20 protein-coding genes are annotated in these 19,056 nt (G+C 49.8%); 18 read left to right on the plus strand and 2 right to left on the minus strand.

What is annotated here, in order from left to right; all coding sequences use genetic code 11:
* Window positions 1–2 precede the first annotated feature (2 nt).
* The gene (locus EKM99_RS01995) at window positions 3–1,379 is read right to left on the minus strand and encodes an Nramp family divalent metal transporter (protein WP_125580410.1); all 1,377 of its coding nucleotides are present in this window, start codon (window positions 1,377–1,379) and stop codon (window positions 3–5) included.
* A 611-nt stretch (window positions 1,380–1,990) separates the two neighbouring features.
* On the opposite strand from EKM99_RS01995, the gene EKM99_RS02000 reads away from it, so the two are divergent.
* The 8 genes from EKM99_RS02000 to EKM99_RS02035 all read left to right on the plus strand — a co-directional run bounded on the left by EKM99_RS02000 (window position 1,991) and on the right by EKM99_RS02035 (window position 9,905).
* Window positions 1,991–2,845: a DegV family protein gene (locus EKM99_RS02000; protein WP_125580412.1), complete on the plus strand. Its 855-nt coding sequence runs from the start codon at window positions 1,991–1,993 to the stop codon at window positions 2,843–2,845.
* 1,259 nt (window positions 2,846–4,104) lie between these two features.
* Window positions 4,105–4,758: a VTT domain-containing protein gene (locus tag EKM99_RS02005; RefSeq protein WP_125580414.1), complete on the plus strand. Its 654-nt coding sequence runs from the start codon at window positions 4,105–4,107 to the stop codon at window positions 4,756–4,758.
* A 748-nt stretch (window positions 4,759–5,506) separates the two neighbouring features.
* The gene (locus tag EKM99_RS02010; protein WP_125580416.1) at window positions 5,507–6,913 is read left to right on the plus strand and encodes an FAD-dependent oxidoreductase; all 1,407 of its coding nucleotides are present in this window, start codon (window positions 5,507–5,509) and stop codon (window positions 6,911–6,913) included.
* Window positions 6,914–7,493: 580 nt separating this feature from the next.
* Window positions 7,494–7,820 carry a thioredoxin gene (trxA, locus tag EKM99_RS02015; RefSeq protein ID WP_125580418.1) on the plus strand — a complete coding sequence of 109 codons (327 nt, stop codon included), beginning with the start codon at window positions 7,494–7,496 and terminating at the stop codon, window positions 7,818–7,820.
* Entirely contained in the window at window positions 7,820–8,083 is a 264-nt protein-coding gene (locus tag EKM99_RS02020; RefSeq protein WP_125580420.1) for a metal-sensitive transcriptional regulator, read from the plus strand. The genes trxA and EKM99_RS02020 overlap by 1 nt, the downstream gene beginning before the upstream one ends.
* A gap of 107 nt (window positions 8,084–8,190) precedes the next feature.
* A complete protein-coding gene (locus EKM99_RS02025) occupies window positions 8,191–8,583 on the plus strand; it encodes a fluoride efflux transporter FluC (protein WP_125580422.1) in 393 nt (130 codons plus the stop codon).
* A complete protein-coding gene (locus EKM99_RS02030; protein WP_225419751.1) occupies window positions 8,580–8,939 on the plus strand; it encodes a fluoride efflux transporter FluC in 360 nt (119 codons plus the stop codon). The genes EKM99_RS02025 and EKM99_RS02030 overlap by 4 nt, the downstream gene beginning before the upstream one ends.
* 141 nt (window positions 8,940–9,080) lie before the next feature.
* Window positions 9,081–9,905, plus strand: coding sequence for a DUF1129 domain-containing protein (locus EKM99_RS02035; RefSeq protein ID WP_225419752.1), 825 nt, complete (start codon window positions 9,081–9,083; stop codon window positions 9,903–9,905).
* A 58-nt stretch (window positions 9,906–9,963) separates the two neighbouring features.
* Here EKM99_RS02035 and EKM99_RS02040 read toward each other — a convergent pair whose 3' ends face one another.
* A complete protein-coding gene (locus EKM99_RS02040; protein WP_125580426.1) occupies window positions 9,964–10,959 on the minus strand; it encodes an LCP family glycopolymer transferase in 996 nt (331 codons plus the stop codon).
* 488 nt (window positions 10,960–11,447) lie between these two features.
* Between EKM99_RS02040 and EKM99_RS02045 the strand changes: the two genes are divergently transcribed.
* The 10 genes from EKM99_RS02045 (at window position 11,448) to EKM99_RS02085 (ending at window position 18,970) form a co-directional block, all read left to right on the plus strand.
* Window positions 11,448–11,921, plus strand: a complete 474-nt coding sequence (locus EKM99_RS02045; RefSeq protein WP_125580428.1) for an S-ribosylhomocysteine lyase — start codon at window positions 11,448–11,450, stop codon at window positions 11,919–11,921.
* 685 nt (window positions 11,922–12,606) lie between these two features.
* Window positions 12,607–13,695 carry a hypothetical protein gene (locus tag EKM99_RS02050; protein WP_125580430.1) on the plus strand — a complete coding sequence of 363 codons (1,089 nt, stop codon included), beginning with the start codon at window positions 12,607–12,609 and terminating at the stop codon, window positions 13,693–13,695.
* Between the two features lie 86 nt (window positions 13,696–13,781).
* On the plus strand, window positions 13,782–14,879 hold the full coding sequence (locus tag EKM99_RS02055) for a hypothetical protein (protein WP_125580432.1): 1,098 nt from the start codon (window positions 13,782–13,784) through the stop codon (window positions 14,877–14,879).
* Between the two features lie 192 nt (window positions 14,880–15,071).
* Window positions 15,072–15,314 carry a Mor transcription activator family protein gene (locus tag EKM99_RS02060; protein ID WP_125580434.1) on the plus strand — a complete coding sequence of 81 codons (243 nt, stop codon included), beginning with the start codon at window positions 15,072–15,074 and terminating at the stop codon, window positions 15,312–15,314.
* Window positions 15,315–15,461: 147 nt separating this feature from the next.
* A complete protein-coding gene (locus EKM99_RS02065) occupies window positions 15,462–15,737 on the plus strand; it encodes a hypothetical protein (RefSeq protein WP_225419753.1) in 276 nt (91 codons plus the stop codon).
* A gap of 58 nt (window positions 15,738–15,795) precedes the next feature.
* A complete protein-coding gene (locus EKM99_RS15705) occupies window positions 15,796–15,936 on the plus strand; it encodes a hypothetical protein (RefSeq protein WP_164511485.1) in 141 nt (46 codons plus the stop codon).
* 23 nt (window positions 15,937–15,959) lie between these two features.
* Window positions 15,960–16,787, plus strand: a complete 828-nt coding sequence (locus EKM99_RS02070) for a serine hydrolase (RefSeq protein ID WP_125580437.1) — start codon at window positions 15,960–15,962, stop codon at window positions 16,785–16,787.
* A gap of 178 nt (window positions 16,788–16,965) precedes the next feature.
* Entirely contained in the window at window positions 16,966–17,316 is a 351-nt protein-coding gene (locus EKM99_RS02075; protein ID WP_125580439.1) for a hypothetical protein, read from the plus strand.
* Between the two features lie 18 nt (window positions 17,317–17,334).
* A complete protein-coding gene (locus EKM99_RS02080) occupies window positions 17,335–17,610 on the plus strand; it encodes a type II toxin-antitoxin system Phd/YefM family antitoxin (protein ID WP_125580441.1) in 276 nt (91 codons plus the stop codon).
* A 91-nt stretch (window positions 17,611–17,701) separates the two neighbouring features.
* A complete protein-coding gene (locus EKM99_RS02085; RefSeq protein WP_164511486.1) occupies window positions 17,702–18,970 on the plus strand; it encodes a helix-turn-helix domain-containing protein in 1,269 nt (422 codons plus the stop codon).
* Window positions 18,971–19,056 lie beyond the last annotated feature (86 nt).

The following is a 19,056-nucleotide window of genomic DNA, read 5'->3' on the forward strand; positions in this document are numbered from 1 at the left end:
GGCTACTTCACTAAGCCCACCGTATTTAAAATCAGGTAAATGTTTAAAATAATTAAGATGACTGCAATGATCCAACCGAGAATTCGGCTCCAAGTTCGGTTAGCGAACTCGCCCATCAGGGTCTTGCTACTGGTGAAGATTACCAGTGGAATCATGGCAAATGGTAACGCGATACTCAGGAAGACTTGCGAGAGCGTCAGTAGGTTTTCAATCTTTGCTTCGTTACCGTGGTAGATAATGGCGAAAATAATCACTGGTGTCACGGAGAGTAGCCGAGTAATCAACCGTTGTGCCCAGAGCGGCATCTTCAAGTTGATGAACCCTTCCATGATGATCTGCCCAGCCAACGTCCCAGTAATGGTGGAGCTTTGCCCGGAAGATAACAGGGCTAAGGCAAACAGCATACTTAGAATTGGGCTGGCAATCGCCCCAACAATTTGGCTATCTGATAGAGCGTTGAACAGGTCCACGAAGCGACCGAGGTCACTGTTGGTCCCAAAGAACAGGGCAGCTCCCAAAATCAGCAGCAGACTGTTAACCACGAAAGCCAAAGTTAATTGAATGTTCGAATCGATCGTGGTGAACTTGATGGCTTGGGCCACACTCTTGCGGTCCTTGCGATCAAAACTCCGGGTTTGTGAAATGGATGACCCCAGGTACAAATCATGAGGCATCACGGTGGCCCCGACAATCCCTAAGGACAGGTAGAGCATGCCGTGATTTGAAATGATCGTGCTGGAAGGAATGTACCCTTCCAAGACTTCGGTCATGTGGGGCTGTGCCAGAATCACTTCGTACAGGAAGACGAAGAGGATGACGGCCACCAACGTTGCCACGATGGCCTCAATTTTCCGGAAGCCTAACTTCATTAAGACCAACAGGACCAGAACGTCCATGGCGGTGATGATGATCCCGACAATCAACGGGAAGCCAAACAACAACTTCAGGGCAATGGCGGATCCAATAATTTCGGCAATATCGGTTGCCATAATAGCTAATTCAGTAACGATCCATAGGAAGAAACCGGTGCGCTTCCCCGTATGTTCACGGGTCAACTGGGCCAAATCCTTCCCGGTGACAATCCCTAGCCGAGCCGACATGGCTTGTAAGAGCATGGCGACTAAGCTGGACAGCAGAACCACAGTTAGCAAAGTGTACTTGTACTGGGCACCACCGGCGATCGACGTGATCCAGTTCCCGGGGTCCATATACCCCACGGCAATTAAGGCGCCGGGGCCGGTATAGGCGATTAGGGTCCGCCAGAAGCCCGCGTTTTGTGGTACTTCCACCGTCCCATTGACTTCATCCAGGCTCTTCTGGTCGTTCCCGGTTGACTGAATCATATGGTGCTTCTTTTCGTCGGTTTCATGATTCTTCATAAAATCCCTCTTTTCTATTGGCTTAGAAATTCAGGTAGTCGATTGACTTCTGCCTTTCCTGGTGAACGCGAGTCAGCGTCAGCGTGGCGTAAATGGTGCGAATAATGGCAAAATTTAACGAAGCTAACTCTTGTGACGCGCTTCAATTCCATTCGTAAGTATAGGCTATTTGGCCGTAATGTCAACCTCATTGGAGATAATTTTTGGCGACCCAAAAAAAGTTTTTTATATTCGGATAATTGATATTTTATATTTGGGAGCAAGTAATAGTGAGCCGTAAAAAACAGTGTGGTGACGGTTTCATGGTTGGTCTGACAAAACGTGTGAAAAAAGGGGCAATTCATTTGCGTTTAACGGTTGACCTACCGGACTATGGATACGACTTATTTCAAGATTAGAACCTGCTTACCCTTAATGGGAGAAAATATTTTTTGATCAAAGAATTACGGGCCTGTTCTAGTGGTGATCGAAAGCTGGGAAAGGCAAAGAAAACGGTTCGTTGCGTTAGATTAAAAACAAAGTACAGATGAGCTAGTTCCCAAAACTAGATGATTGCGTTATAATCATAATTAATATCCAAGCGTGAAACTAGCAGAAACGAGGTAACACCCATGCAATCAGAGAAAATTGCGATTTTAGTTGATTCTTGTTCGGATGTTCCGGAGGAAGTATTAGAGGCTGCCGACATGGCGTTGATGCCGATGAACGTAGTCTTTCGGGACCGCGTCTACGAAGACCGATTAACGATTACGCCAACCGAATTTTACCGCCGCCAGGCTACAGAAAAGGCCACCACGGCAAGTCCCACGGGTAAGCGGATTTTGGATGCCCTGGAACGTATTCAAGCGTCAGGGTATACCCAGGTGATTGCCGTCTGCATTTCGGCGGCATTGTCTGGAACCTTTCAGGAGACGCAATTGTTGGCGGCTGATTCGCCGCTGAAGGTCCACGTGATTAACACGCATAGCGTTGGTATCGGTAGTGGCTTTGCGGCCATCTATGCGGCTAAATTACGCGATCAGGGTCTGGGCTTTGATGAGATTGTGGCGGAAGTAGAACGCGTCACGAATCAGACGAAAGTGTTCTTTTATGTACCCAGTTTAAAATATCTACAAGCCGGCGGACGGATCGGCAAGGTCGCTGGTATGGCTGGCACTTTATTAAATGTGAAGCCGATTATTTCTTGTGATCCGGAGGGTGTCTATTATCCCATTGCCAAGGTCCGCGGCGCCAAACGGACGATTGGTAAACTGTTGGATTTGGTGAGTGACGCCATTGGTGACGCAACTCGAGTCAACGTTGCGGTATGTGATGGCGCCGACCCAGACTTGCGCCAACGGGTGTTGGACCAATTAAAAGTAGCACATCCGAACGTAACGGATTGGTATGCCGGCGACGTGTCACCAGCGTTAGGCGTGCACACGGGACCAGGGTTGATTGGTGTGGGCGTCCAGGTGTTGGACTGATTAGTTGGCTGGAAAATGCGGTTGGCTTTGCCTGTAGGCGGTTTTTTAGGGCTGACAGGCATGTGGACCAATTGTGTATTTAAATCGCTGTGAAGCTATGTGATGGCCGATGGGATGATGCACAAGAGATTGCCTTAGACTTTTAAGCTTGCTCTCGTCGATATATTTCGGAGGCCAATTGAGGGCTGAAATGACCAAGACGAATGTGGCCATTTGCTGGACCGTGTTAGTGGAGTCGGAGGTAGTCAAGCACGACACCTGTGTCGGTGCTGTTAGCTGGTGGTTTTCCAGCTTTACAGCACGGAATTGTTTTAGACCGTTAGTCTTGCTCTCGCCACTAAATTCCGAGCCTGGCAGCCTCCGAAATGTGCTACGAGAGGCAACTGGTTCCGCTTAACGGCATAGCGGAAACGCCCCAGACCCGGGGTCATTCCCGTTATGCCGTTAATGCTCGCCAGTTAAGCGCCTCTCTCCGCACTCTTATACAAAAAAGCCACGATTCGCGTCGTGGCTTGAGGGGGGATACGAGCAGGGTTAGATACTTTGGGGGAGTGCTAATTACTGCTCGTAAAGAGTATTAAGATTTGGTACGACTTCGTTAGCAACAGTCATTGTTACTAACTTGATTGTAGTGTAACCCCTAATTGGATTAGGTGCAATTGATTGGTTTCATAAATTTACTAATAACGGGGTTGGCCGTCAATCGTTGGTAAACTTAATGGCTGTTTCCACCTGATAAGGGTAATTTGAAAGCGTTGGTTGCGAAAAATAACTGGTAGTCTTAATTGGTAGCTCATTCCCGGCATAGTAGGGATTTGAGCTACCTTTCTTACGCAGCCAGCATGTCAATCGCGGCAAGAGTTACTGACAAACGCACGATTAAACGTATAATGGAGAGCAGATATATAGTAGAGACATGTGGTAACGACAGCTTGGACTAGGTGGGAGACTGGCAATGATTTTTGTCACGGGCTGCCGCGGTAAAAATCTTGTTGAAGAATCTGATATTCGGTTAATTACCTGTTAACCATTTATAGTGATCCTTTCGATGAAAGCTTAGTTTTGATGGGGTTTGGTGAGCTGGCTGATTGTGAGCGCCCAGTGTAGCTAGTCAGCGATGGTAATGGTAGACATTTAGCCCAATCCGTGGGGGCCGTTTTCGTAAGGATGGCTTATAATCAAAATAGGATGAATTCACTTTTAATATAAGCTTTATTATAAGAGAGCCGTAACTATGGTTGTGGCAGAGGGAGATTTTTATGAGTTTAATCACGTTGATTTGGGAGGTCGTGTGGCACCCCTTAACGGTTCTGGTGCCACTGACAAATCAGCTGGGCACCGGCATCTATCCCATTTTATTCTTTTTAATCTTTTTGGAGTCGGGTATGCTGATCTTTTCCTTCATCCCCGGCCAATCCCTCCTCTTCATGGTGGGGTCGATTGCGGCCAATCCCAGTTCCCGGCTCAATATCTGGCTACTTGTCTTGATGTTTACGATTGCGGCGACAGCTGGCTCGGCAGTCAAGTATTTGACGACCCTAAAGTGGGGCGACCATCAGGAAAAATTAATTGCGCGCCTCCCGGATCAAAAGGTGGAACAGGCGACGGCGGTCTTTACCCGAAATCAGGATCAGACGCTGTTGATTGGCCGTTTTATTCCGTTTGTCGGATTGTTTGTGCCCATCATTGCCGGAACGACGGACATGAACTGGCGCCAATTTCGCTTCTATAATTTACTAGGAAGTTTCATCTGGGTCTTTAGTTGCTCGGCGGTCGGCTACTTCTTTGGCAACACGCCGTTTATTCGGCAAAACTTCACCTGGTTGTTCATTGGCCTGCTGGCGATTCCGTTCTTGGCACGGCAAGGGTGGCAGCATTATCGGACGATTAAAATGGCTAAGAGCCATAACTAGGCGGGCCTACTAATTGCATAGAATACAGAAAAATGGGTGCCGTGACGGATTGTCAGGACGCCCATTTTATTTGGCTAATTATAAAAAGGCTATAGAAAGGGCCCTGAGTAACATGCGGATTACTCAGGACCTCTATTTAGGAATCTGTTAATAAATCACTTGTTTTGGGGGGAGTGCATCTATAGACAGTGATTCCTATCATCTATCACAGTGCTTAAGGTCAGAACGTATCACGAACTAACTACGAGTATGATACCGATTCGGCGATTGATGCGCAAGTGAATTGTAACTGTTCGGAATATCTGGCTAAAAATGTTGTTGGCGGGTAAATCAGCAGTACAGGTTCAGGTTAATCAGTGATCAAAGTAAGTTGAATACCGCGCTGATTGCTTTGGAATCGATTTCAAAATCAGCTATCAAAGTCCCGTAAAATAAACTGATTTGCCAGCAGAGTATACGGGTTACGGTGTCGACGGTCATTTCGTCAGCCACCTCAGCGACCGACGTTGACGAGACCGCTCGCAATGATAAATTTCGTTATTTTCACGAGTCTAATTAGCCTGGATACTTATATAATTATAATAATTATCAAGATTTTTATAGTGCACAACGCACATTCTTTCACCATTTTTCTTGAAGTGTGAGTTTTTAGACCGGTTTGACGGGTTTTCCGAGACGAAGTCATTTATCTTTCGCTAACTTTCAAGTAGACTAGTTTTAGAATCGTTTTTCATGTAGGAGGGTAAACATGAAAGTCATCATTGTTGGTAGTACACACGCTGGTACTAATGCAGCGCTACAAATTTTGCGTGATCATCCAGATACAGATGTGACCATTTACGAACGGCATACGAACGTCTCATTCCTTTCTTGTGGGATCTCTTTGTTCCTTGATGGACAAGTCAAACATCTTGAGGACATGTTCTATTCTTCACCTGAACAACTTGCGGAAGCCGGGGCCAAAGTTTTGACCCGCCACAACGTGATTAAGATCGATGCAGCAACGAAGTCGGTCGAAGTCGTCGATATGGAGTCTGGGGATGTTTCCACGGACACTTACGATAAGCTGATCATGGCGACGGGGTCAACCGTGACGGTACCGCCTATTTTTGGTATCGATGAAGATAAGGTCATGCTTTGCAAGAATTACGAACAGGCCGTAGCCATTGACGCTGCAGCTAAGGGTAACAAACGAATTGCGATTATCGGTGCTGGTTACATCGGGACCGAATTAGCTGAAAGTTACGCGCGGACTGGCCACGACGTTCAACTGCTGCAATCGCGAGACATCATTTTGAACCACTACGTTGATAAGGGCATGTCTGATCACATCGTCAGTTTGCTAAAGGAACAGGGCGTCGAAGTGCTGTTAAATCGGCGGGTCACTTCCTTTACAGGTAACGAAAATGGTGAGCTAGTCATCGAAACGACGAATGGCGACTTCACAGCCGACCTAGCCGTTGTCTGCACGGGCTTTGTGCCCAACACAGAATTGTTGCGGGGTCAAGTTGAAATGGACCGGCACGGCGCCATCATCATCAACGACTACGTTCAAACGTCAGACCCAGACATCTTTGCCTGCGGGGATGCCAGTGTGGTTAACTTTAACCCAACCGGCAAGCCAGCTTACACACCACTGGCTACTAATGCCGTTCGGCAAGGGATGCTTGCGGGGATTAACGTCTTTGGCAATATCCAAAAGTACATGGGAACGCAAGCCACTTCGGCTATGCAGATCTTTGGCCGGACGTTGGCATCAACTGGACTGACCATCGACCACGCGTTAAACGCTGGCTTCGATGCAGACCAGGTCACGTTCGAAGGTACTTGGCGGCCAAAATACATGCCATCTACGGATGATTTGACCATCAACCTGGTTTACAACCGGGAGAACCGGCGCATCCTGGGTGCCCAGTTCTTTAGTAAGCATGAAGTTGCTCAATCCGCCAACGCCATCTCGATTGCGATTCAAAACCGCAACACGATTGACGACTTGGCCTTTGTGGACATGCTGTTCAACCCGAACTTCGACGACCCATTCAACTACCTCAACTTGGTAGCCCAACAGGCCGTGGAAAAGGAAACCAAGCGCGGCCACAACAACCCACGCTTGACCGCTGGGATGGACGAAGATCCAGAACTCACTCAAGACTAAGCAGTTTAATGACAGGCACGGGCTGAATAAGTCCGTGTTTTTTGTCGTCGTAGAAAACGTAAAATCTGAAATGCTGGCAGCATTGTGCAATCCCGTCGGCTTACCGTTCGCCAAATTTAGGCTGGAACGCTGTGGGCATGACAACCGTGTGGCAATATAAAGTTAAAGAACCAAATCCCACGGCTGAGCCTAAATTTGCCTCACTCATGCCTACATAGAGTTGTCAACGACTTCGGTGAGTTGGATTGCCACGGTAATGTTCAGCACTGTAGTGGCTAAAACCCAGTCTTAACCGGAGGATGACAGAGATGGAGGCAGCTGTGTCGACGACGTTAGCTGAGCGATTTTCTCAGGTTACGTCGTGGGACGCGTTTGGAGACTGGCGGTTTTGGACAGGCTTCAAACCGAGCCGGAGGACCGCCTCTCAGGCCGCAGGCGGTCCCCATAGCAGCCGGAATCTTTGGCAGCCGCAGGTGACTGGTTTCACCTAATTTAGCCTTGCTGAGCAAAGGGGTGGCGTATCCATACCCCTTGGGGTATAATGGCAACATTGACGATTAACTTCGAGGAGGAACAACCCATGCAAGCTATTACGAGTAAGGATTTTGAACACATTGGTGATGACACGGCGGTGACCGTGGTGGATTTTTGGGCGGACTGGTGTGGTCCCTGCAAGATGCAGACGCCGGTCTTAGAAAGCTTAGACGAGGCCTACGGTGATCAAGTGAAGTTTGCGTCATTGGATGTCGACCAGAACCAAGAGTTGGCGCAGTCGTTAGGCATCATGAGCATTCCGTCCCTGGTTATTTTCAAGAATGGCATGCCCACGGAAAAAGTTGTCGGTTTCCATCCCAAGGCGGCCCTGAAGAAATATATCGACGAAAAATTAACTGAGGTGACAGCTTAATGGTCCAAACGACTTCTAACCAATTGAAGAACCGGTTGCGACGGGCAGACGGCCAGTTACAGGGGATTTTGAAAATGGTAGATGACGGCCGCGAATGCCAGGATATTTTGACGCAATTGGCAGCCGTCCGGGCCGGTGTTGAGCGGATGATGGGGGTCGTTGTGGCGGAAAATGTGAAGCAATGCGTCGCCGAAGACCAGCTAACAGACGACCAACAGGTGGCGTTACAAAATGCTTTGGACTTAGTGGTGAAGACCCACTAAGTCGTACGTCAGATTCAGACTGATCATAAACCGTAATCACAAACGAAGTCGCCATTGTGGCGGCTTTTTTGGTACAATGAAAAGATACTCTTCAAGGAGACCTGAAAATGGCAAACGTATTCACAATTATTGTTTTTGCTTTTATTGGTGGCGGTGGCCGTTACCTGATTGGTCAGACCTTGCCCGTGGTGGCGGGCTTTCCCTGGGTAACAATTCTGATTAATTTACTCGGCAGTGGTGTCTTAGCCTGGCTGTCCCACGCCAAGCGGTTGACGGCGCACTGGCCGGAAGCACTCACGGTTGGCCTAGGGGTCGGCGGCGTGGGGGCGTTCACCACCTTTTCGACATTTAGCGTGGAGGCCGTCCGCTTGTTGCTGCACCAACAGTGGTTGCTGGCTCTGAGCTACGTCTTGTTAACGGTGATTGGCGGCGCTTTGTGTAGTCTATTGGGTGTCTGGATTGCACGGCGTTGGTGGACTTTCCGCGTGACAGAGCAATGATGGCCGCGATTGCCGGTCTGGGCGCAACGGTCGGCGCCTTGGGCCGTTACGAAATGACGCGTTGGGTGCAGGCGCGGCGGGGGAACCGGTGGCCACTAGCCACGCTGTTGATTAACTGGTTGGGCAGCCTGTTGTTAGGCCTCCTAACCGGTTGGCAATTAAATCATGTGACGCTGGTGCTATTGGGCACGGGGATGCTGGGTGGATTTACTACCTATTCCACGTTCAGCCACGAAGTCGTCATGTTGGCCGATCAGCGGCGGTATGGCGCTATGGCAGGGTATTTGGCATTGAGTGTGCTCGGTGGCTTGTTACTCGCAGCGGCTGGCCTGTGGTTGGGCTGGTTGCTGCGGTGAGACTGTGGGTCACAAGTTGTCGTAGAGGCCTTCTAGCCTATTTTTGACGACTTGCGTGATTGTGCATAAATAAATCAGTGGTATTTCACCTGCAAGTTCCCTATCATGGGGGTATTGATTGAAACGAGAGGAGTGGCAATTTTGGCAGAACGCTTAACGATTGCGGAACAAAATCAGGCGTTGCGGGAACAACTTTCGCCAGAAAATCAGGCCTATTGGGACGACCTGGTGGCCGCGTTACGGCAACAGCCTAAGTTCAGTGATGAGGATAAATTACAGCGACAATTACGGGAACTTTTACCGAATTTATTAGTCGCGCAATCGTCACAAAAATCCGCGCAACAGTTCTACGGCGCGGACCCAGCGACCGTTGCGGCACAAATCGGTGCCCCAGCCAAGGCCAAAGCGACCTGGTTGAGCTGGGATTTGTTGGTCCCAGTGCTCATCTTTATCCTGGGCGTGATTCTCCCCGCAGCCATTCTACCGGCCGTACCGCTGCAAGGACTTTTGATCACGGTTCAGTTTGGCCTATTCATCGTTGCAATGGCCCTTGGAATTTGGGTGGCACAACGGGTGACGGCCCAAGCCCAATTGATTGGCTGGCTCGTCGTCATTGTGGCGTTAATCATTGCCATGTGGGTGGCCGCCAGAATCGTGCCAGCACAAGGCTTGATCTACCTGACGCGCGTCGGTGGGAGCATCACGCTACTCGTGTTCGCGTTGGTCGTGACCGGTCTAACTTGGTGGCATCATCGTCGACACGCGGATTCTTGGTTCCCGGCAATTTTGGGTAGCCTGTGGATTACGACGTTGTTGGCTTTGCTCGCGCGCTTCCCGTTAACTTCGGGGTTAATGGTGACGTCGGCGGGCAACCTGCTGATCGCGTTGGGCACGATTTTAGCCGATGCCAGCATCTTGATTATTGGCTGGCACATTTGGCAAGTGCGGCAGAATCAGGAAAAATAGATGATCATCGTAAAAACTGATTGCTTACCCTCGATATCCGGGCGAGCAATCAGTTTTTTTAGAAGCCTACTGGATCCAACGCATCTGTTTGAAACGTACTCTGCGTTGCCAGTCCGAGTGCTTGACGAAGCCCAGTGGACACCTTCGTAATTTCACTCTGCGGCGTGACTTGATAGTCGATGCCGTTGATGGTGGCCGGTTGTCCCTGCAGCGTCTGCGACTCGATGTGCCGGCTGGTGTGGCCGTCTTTGGTCCGCAGCCACATCAGGTCGTCAAAGGTCAAATTGGTTTGCAGGTTGCTATTGAGCGACTTGAGAACGGTTTGGTAACGTAGGATGGAGCTGAGACTCGCTTCCTTTAACACCAGGGCCTTGATAATTTGACGTTGGCGGGCTTGACGGCCGTAATCGCCCAACGGATCCTGGTCACGCATCCGCGAATAGGCTAAGGCGCTGGCCCCGTTCAAATGAATCTTGACGCCCTTGGTAACGTTGGCCTGTTCGTAGTGGAACGTCAATAGCGGATTGACCGTGACGCCCCCGACCGCGTTGATCATTTTTTCCAGGCCACCCATGTTCAACAGGACATAGTAGTGAATGGGGATGTTGACCAGGTGCTCGACGGTCTGAATCGTGGTCTTGGCGCCGTAAAGTGGGTAGGCCGCGTTGATTTTTTCCTCGTCATTTTGACTCCCATAAATATTGACCAGGGTGTCCCGCGGAATGCTGGTTAGTTTCGCCGTTTGTTTCTGCGGGTTGATGGTCGCGACAATCATGGTATCGGTGCGGCCAACCTGCGTGCGGCCCAGGGCACCGGTATCCGTCCCCAGTAAGAGAATCGCAAATGGCTTGCCACTGGTGATGGTGGTGTCGCTAGGCTTGCCAACGGCGTGGTAGGTCTGTGAAAATGTCTGTTTTGCGGTGTGCCAAGCGTGCCAGCCGTAAAGGCCGCCGCCCACCAACAAGAGGGCGAGCAGGGCTAAGACGAGGTGGTGGCGACGATGATGACGCCCAATGAAGTGCCGTCCCCGTGGCGGCAATGGTGCATTTTGCATGATAATTCCTCCCCTAATACGCTCACTAGTATAGTCACTTACGCGGCAAAAGGTGGGGAACTTTACCTAATTAGGTAGGAACGTTACCAAATCTTAGCAGAGTGTGAAGAAGGGCGGAACCAGTTGCCCTTTTTCACACGTTTCAGCAATGTCGCGGTTAACAGCCTGCTCACTCACGCCTGCTTTGTGGAGGCCAGCTACCTGGGCATTAAAATTTGGCACAGTAGTGAATAGTACCGACCTGATTGAGGGACAAATTTTAACCAAAGTTGGCTACAGAACGTTCCATAGACGACAGAATTTCTAGCAGCTAAAAGTAGTCATTGTCCGGTTTGGCAGGAACCAAACCAGCCATCGTCAGAAAGAACTGAAAATTAGTGGCCGTTAGCGGTTACTTTGGTGTACAGTAAGGGAGTACGTACGTTTGATGATGACGATTCAATCACAGGCGTGGGACATATTAATAGTTAAAAGGGAGTTGGCAAATAATGGCAAAAGTTGAAAGTTTTACTTTGGATCATACAGCTGTTAAAGCACCTTACGTTCGGTTGATTACACGGGAAACGGGTGCCAAGGGTGACGTGATCTCGAACTTTGATTTACGGTTGGTTCAACCTAACGAAAACGCTATTCCAACGGCCGGGTTACATACGATTGAACACTTGTTGGCTGGCTACCTGCGTGACGAAATGAGCGGTGTCATTGATTGCTCACCATTTGGTTGCCGGACCGGTTTCCATTTGATCACCTGGGGCGAACAGTCTACTGAAGAAGTTGCCAAGGCTTTGAAGGCAGCCCTTCACCGTATTGCATTTGATACGGAATGGAAAGACGTCCAAGGAACTGACAAATACAGTTGTGGGAACTACCGCGACCACAGTCTGTTCTCTGCTAAGGAATGGAGCAAGGATATTCTGGACAAGGGAATTTCCAAAGACCCATTCAAGCGTGAAGTTATCTAGCTTCAGGTACCGTTTCAGTAAGTTAAGCGGACTTAAAAGGTGAGGATAAACCTGTCGAAATGACGGGTAGTCCTTGCCTTTTTACGTGTGGGTAAAAGCTGAAGCGCTGGCAACTTTGGCTAAAACTGCCGGCGGACCGTTCGCCAAATTTAGGCTGGAACGCTGTGGGTGGGACGGCCCAAGCCGAAAGGCGGTCTTGGGCCTCGCTTTGAACCGCCCAACCCGCGTTTCAAAGTCGCCATTTTCCAAGAGGACCACATGGAAAATCCCACGGCTGAGCCTAAATTTGGCTCGCTCACGCCTACATAGAGTGAGGTAACGACTAAGCGTCGACTGTCACCTCAAACCAGAATTGTGTACTGACTAAAAACTAGTCTTAGCCGGAGAACTGTACCTTAGTCCCGTAGCCGCCGGTATTGACTTTCGACTAATTTGATGGCGACAATCCCTACTAGTTAGCTTGATGAGGTCCTTTCAACGCCAGCTAAAGCCTGTGAACATTTGTCACTAGTTGGTAATGCTGGATAAGTTACATCGCCGGAATCATTGTTAGGCGGTAGGTCCTGCGATATACTTAATACGTTGAATATATGTCTCAACCAAAAATGACTATATCGAAAATTTGGTTGGCTAAAAGCGTTAATTTCATTTAGAAATGTCTAATACTGTTTTGGGGGAACTAATGATGAGTAAAATAAATTGGTGCTTAACGTTCGTTGCGGCGTTGAGCCTAGGTGTTAGCGGGACGACAACCGCGCAGGCCTATAGTACGTACCATCAAAAATCGTCGGCCTTGAGCGTCGGCAAATTGCGGTCCTTGAATAATTCTCGTGTTCACTATGTCAAGGCACCCAAGAACTACCGCCACGCCAAGAATACGCATGGCATCAACACGATTAAGCATAGTCGGGGTACGGCGGTCACGTTTAAAACGAAATATTTATTACCGCTCCCCGGGTACCACAATCAGGCCTGGGGCAATCCGCAGAGCGTTGCCACCAACGGCCGTTACCTGTATGTGCTCTATTGCCCGACCGCTTGGCACAACCGCGGGCGCATCGTGCGGTATGACATGCAGAAATTAAATAAATTGGGCTTAACCCCGCGGCAATTACAAACGGCCTACACCAGCAACGCTGCAGCTCAGTTGGCCAGTCACGCGGCCGTCAAAATTGGCGCGCCTTTTGAGACCGGCCACGGCCAGTCGTTGGCGTACAACTGGAAGAATCGTCACCTCTACATGTGGTGTGACAAGGAAAAGTCTGCCGCAACGCCCGTCAATCAGTACGGCTACATCAAGCAGATCAAGGCGGAGACATTAACGCCGCGCTACCAAATTCGCTTCCGGTTGAAACACAAGCGGTTCTCCGTCCCGGGCGGCCACGTGCTTACATTTGACACGCAGGGCCGGGCCTACTTCTGGAGTCGACCGACTACCCACCGGGTCTACATTTACCGTGGCACCATTTCTAAGCACCACGTCAAATTCAGCCTCACCCATCAGGTCCTGTCGCACGGGCCGGGAACCCACGTTCAGAGTATGGGGTACAATCCGCACACGAAGCGCGTTTACCTGGTCGCTGACGATTCGATTGCCAGTCTGCCCGTCAGTAAGTTGGCTGGCAAGGGGCACCTCAGTAAATCGAGTGTCCGCTGGACCAAGTTTGGGTCCAAACGGGAATTTGAGGGGCTGACGTTTACCAAGAGTGGGCATGCCTATCTATTGAGTAATCACAACCCGGAAATCCTCATCAGTAACCGGACGAGTTGGTAAGTTTAGCAAGTTGAAAAAGCCTTTTCTCACCACCCATTGACCGCCAACGCGATATACTGGCTGAAAACATTGGGGGGTGAGGGATTATGCGAAGAAGTTATTTACTTTGGGCACTAATCCTTAGTTTGGGGTTGCTGGGGATTGCCACACCGGCGCGGGCTGACATCCAAGTGAATCAGTCGGTGGCGGCGTTGGCAGAGCCCAAGAACCTCACGGCGTTAGACGATTCGCTGGTTCATTTCGTACCCGTGCCGAGCACCTATGCCAACGCAGCGAATCCGCACGGCATCAATACGATTGCCAGCAATCAGGGGAGCGCGGTGACCTTTACCACGAAATACCTGTTGCCAGTACCGGGCTATCAGCATCAGGCCTGGGGTGATCCCCAGAGCTCAGCGGTGGTGGGTCAGTACCTGTATGTGGTCTATTGCCCGACCGCTTGGCAGAACCGAGGCCGCATCGTGCGGTTTGACATGGCGGTCTTGACGTCGTTGCGGGCAACTCCGCAGCAGGTCCAAACGGTGTATGCCAAGTCGCCCAATCAATCCGCGCGGGAAAAGAAAATTCAGGCGGCCATCAAAGTAGGACCCGCCTTCACCACCGGACACGGTCAATCGTTGGCTTACGATTGGGCGACGCAGAAATTTTACATGTGGTGTGACCGTGAATCCGCACCGCGCATCAACATGAGTCAGTATGGCGTGCTCAAAGAAATCAGTGCGAACACCCTGGCGCCGGTGCATCAGATTCGCTTCCGGCTAAGGGCTAAATCATTTGCGGTGCCTGGTGGTCACGTGTTAGCGTTTGATCAAACGGGGCACGCTTATTTCTGGACGCGGCCTAATTCGGCAGACGTCTACATTTACCAGGGAACCATTCGGAACAATCGCGTCAGTTTCCGGTTGACCAAGCAAATTTTGGAAAATGGGCCGGGAACCTGTGTCCAGAGTATGGCGTACAATCCCAATAATGATCGGCTGTACTTAGTGGCGGACGATTCAATTGTCAGTCTGCCAGCGGCGAAGTTGGCGGGCAGTGGCCATCTGACCAGTGCAGATGTGAAATGGACCGGTTTCGCGTCAACCCGTGAGTTTGAAGGGTTGACGTTTGGCAGTGATGGTCAGGCTTATCTGATGAGCAATCACGAGCCGGAAATTTTGGTCGGGAATTCATTAAATTGGTAATAGAACGGTTGGGAGCTAGTCCGCTTGGGCTGGCTCCTTTTGCGCTGCACGCGTTGCGGCGGTGGTCCAGCGAACTGGCTTGCCGTTTCAAGAAAAAGTTTACGTACTTGTGAAAATAATTGAACACACTAGCCCCAGAATAGTTTAGACTGTAGGTAGCACAAAAATGATGAAGAAGGTAGGCGGACACAAATGGATAAAGAAGATTGGCAGGCAATTTATCAGGAATTAGCAGAACTGATTGGCGAAGAAAATACACTGAAGATATTTAAAGATTTCCGGGGAAGTACAGTGAATTTCCCGATGCGATTGGTGCGCCGAGAAGTGATTTTGAATCACATTCAAAGCGACCATTCAGCGGGAGCGTCAGTCCATGAACTGAGTGCGCAATACGACTTGGCCGAGCGGACGGTTCGCAAATACTTACAGAAATAAGGTCCACTAATTGCTGGTTTGTGTGGAAATTTGTTGTGCAATTTCACGTGTAACTCTGCAAGCAATTCAGCATGCAGAGTAGTTGGCGAGGGTGATTACAATTGGCCAGCAAAGTTTGCTAATCTTTGCTTAAGGAAAACTTAAACATTGAAAGGCCTGAAAGTGATGGAAATTGATACGGATGCGTTACAGGGCGTCTATAAAAGACTTGATGATCTGCTGGGAACCGAAGATATGCTTAAGGTCTATCAGGAATTTCGGGGAACCCAGTTGAATTTGCCGATGAAACTCTATGACCGGGACGAAACGATGGCGGCCATTCAAAAGAACTTTCCGCAAATGTCGGAGAAGGTGTTGGCAGATAAGTATGGTTATTCACAACGCTGGGTCAAGCGGGTCATCAATGAGCAGGGTAAGGATTAGTACATAGTTGGTGAGTGATACGGAGAAGCACTGGTAGGCGCGTTACCAGATTAGTGGTATGTGTGATGAAAACCACAAGCAATTTTACTGGTTGCATCCGGTTGCCAACGTTGCTCGCTTGGGTGTTAAGTCCCGGTGGGGTGGCAACACGGTTGACGAAACCTGGTTAAATTTGATGACCCGGCTGGAATCTTGCTGAGTCATACATAGGAGTAATTCGTGATGACAGTGAAACAATGGCTAAAGGTAGGCGTCCTGAGCGCAATGATCATGGGTGGACTGTTGATCCCCGCGGTCACGGGACAAGCAAGTACGAAATCGCAGGAAACAAAGACGATTCGAAAAATTGTCAAACGGGACATGGCGCCCGTCCATGGCCGCTGGTCGGTGAAGGTCACGCGCCTAGGTAACCGTTCGTTAAGCGTGACCACGGGCAATCGGCGAGTGCGGGCACAACGCTCCGCCAGTACGATTAAGGTTTACGTGATGCTAACCATTTTCAAACGGGCGCAGAACCACCAGCTGAAGCTGACCAATGCGGTGAAAACAAACCTGAAGCGCATGATATATTATTCTGATAATACGGCGACGAACGCCTTAATTCATCGGCTCGGCGGGTTTAAAAAGGTCAATCAGACGGCCAAGGCGTACGGTTTCAAGCAGACTCATTTGGCCCGCTACATGCTGGATACCCAAGCGTTGCGGCGTGGCCACGACAACTACACGTCGGTCAACGACCTGACCCGCTTTTTAACGCTAACGGCGCAGCATCAGCTGTTGGGCAAGACGTACGATCGGAAGATGATGACGCTGCTTCATCACTGTCGCAACCACAGCAAGCTGCCGAAACTGGTGACCCATGCGGCCGTTTACAACAAGACGGGTGAGTTCCCAACCAAGGGCGTCCAGAATGATGCCAGTCTGTTCAAGACGACTCACGGCACGTACACGATTGTGGTGATGAGCCAGCAAGGAAACCAAGCCCAACAGTATCGGGCAATGAATCGCCTGGGGCGGGATACGGTGAAGGCTCTTAATGCGCAAAAATAGCTGGGAGTTCAGACGAGGTTGTCTGGACTTTTTTTCTTGTTAAAACCGCTGAATTATAAGTATTTCTATGCTTTCATTATTACAAAATTTTTATGTAAATGTTCTGTAAATGGCCTATACGCCAGCCAATTTATCCGTTAACATTGGGGTAATCAAGTAGTGAGGGGGCGGGTTAATTTTGGATGGAAGTCTCAGTAACGTGATTTTTTCACCTTGGCCAATTCTGCTGTCGTATAAATTAATGTTGTTCCTGCTGCTGATAGGTCACTGGCAGTCAGCGTGGACCCAAGTCATCATGTTAATGATTGGTGGATTCAGTATGATTGCAATGGTCGTCTGTGGGTGGTGGCGTCTTTGGACGACCGCCGACCATGAGTTTTGGGTGCTATATCAATCACTGTACGGGACTTTAGCGGTTTTCAGCATCTTCTTTTGGATGCTACGAGAAGCGAGCTTTGTGACGTTAATCGTCTGGTGGTTGGGCATCCTAGTATTTTCTGGATTAGTCTACGTGAACAAAACACAATGAACCTGGGGAGGGCACACGATGGATGCAACGAGCTATGCATTTTTCCGCAAGAAACTTAAGCACTACATGAAACGGGTCACGAACAACCAGGAACCCTTGATGATTACCCGCAAAAATAAGCACAACGTCGTCCTGATTTCTGTGGAAGAATACAGCAATCTACTGGAAAATCAGTTCATTTTAAGTCACCTAGAAAGTCGTGCCTGGCTACAAGCGACCGCGGAACAAAAGGAAGCCGCCGCAGTCGTCAGCCAAGAACTGGTGACGGAGCCAGCCGAAGTCGATCCTTCTTAAGTTTAAGTAGTGCCATCTTGACCAAGTAATTGTGTGAGGATGGCACTATTTTTCTTAACCGGCCAAGGCGTCAGTGAAACGGGGGATGGAAATGAATGCCAACATCGTATATTTGGAACAAAATATTCCGGAAAACACGACGACCCAACAGCATAATTTATTCATGTTGGACTACCCAGTTTATCAAGTCGAAGCTAACGGCACGTTAACCCCAGTCCTAAATAGCTGGGGGAAAGTCCTATCGATTATGGTGGATAAGAAGGAACGGTTTAAAATATTTTTCACATCTGGCCGAACGTTTGTCCTCGGCAGTAAGAAAATTATGGCCTACGATACCGATTTGGATGGCATGGACCCCGTTTCACGGTTACGGAGCCATGGCTACGTCTTTGCCCCGGAACAACGGGCAGTGGCCACTCAGTCAGCCAACAAGCACTCCCGTTCCGTGTTCCCGAATATCCGGGTGTTACAAGAGATTCCCCGGGAATACGTGGTGATTGACTGTGAATTTGGCGTCCTGTTTCAAACCCAACGAACGGGGGACCACATCACGATGGATCGGGCCGTGATCAATGGTGAGAAGGCCGGTATTTTTCAGCTGGCCGCACTGGGTTATCGCGGGAGCCAACCGCTAGATATTTATTTCAATCGGTATTTTGACGACCCAGCCTTTTCGCCGGAGAGAAAGCTGCGGGGGTTGAAGGAAACGGGGAGCACGCTAGCCGCGTATGAGCAGGAATCCCGACCGGTAACGGTACTGAAAGATTTCATTCACCAGGTCTTGCGGCGGCAATTGCCCTTGGTCTTCTGGGATCAAGGCAATGATCTTCGGTTATTGCAGCACACATTGGCGGTCAATCTGCCTTACTTGGCGGTGGAGGAACGCTTGGCTTTGACCGCGCCCCTCTGCGTTTTCGATGGCAGTCTGTATACCAATCAGGTCATCAACCGGAGCAATCATCAGAAGGATACCCATCACTTCCTCCCCCTCAATGGTATAGCGGGGCTTCTCAACATCTTCAATCCCAAGCAGCACAACGCCGTGTGGGATGCCCAAACGACCCAATGTGTGATAAATGAATTGGCCAAAATTAAGCAGACCAAGCCCCTGGTCATCCAGGAGCCACGGCCAGTTGTGACGCCAATTCTTCAGTTACCCAAAGTCACTTCGGCAACGCCAATCGTACCCGTTAAATCAATTGAACCAATTGAGCCGACCGAGCCCCAGCTCCCGGCCGTTGCGACCCTCCAACGCTTACGAGCGGCTGGACGGACCTATCGCGAAATTGCCAATCAATTTGGGCTAAGCACCAGTACCGTTTGGCGGGCCGTTAAGCGGCGTGAAGGAGTCAGCTACTGACCGTTTCCGGCCCAGTCTGCCTATTTCCTTATAATTAACTAATTTGTAAGACGTTCAGCATCGTTTTTAGGGTGAAGGACGTATAA

The organism is Levilactobacillus cerevisiae (assembly GCF_003946245.1).
Lineage (GTDB): Bacteria > Bacillota > Bacilli > Lactobacillales > Lactobacillaceae > Levilactobacillus > Levilactobacillus cerevisiae.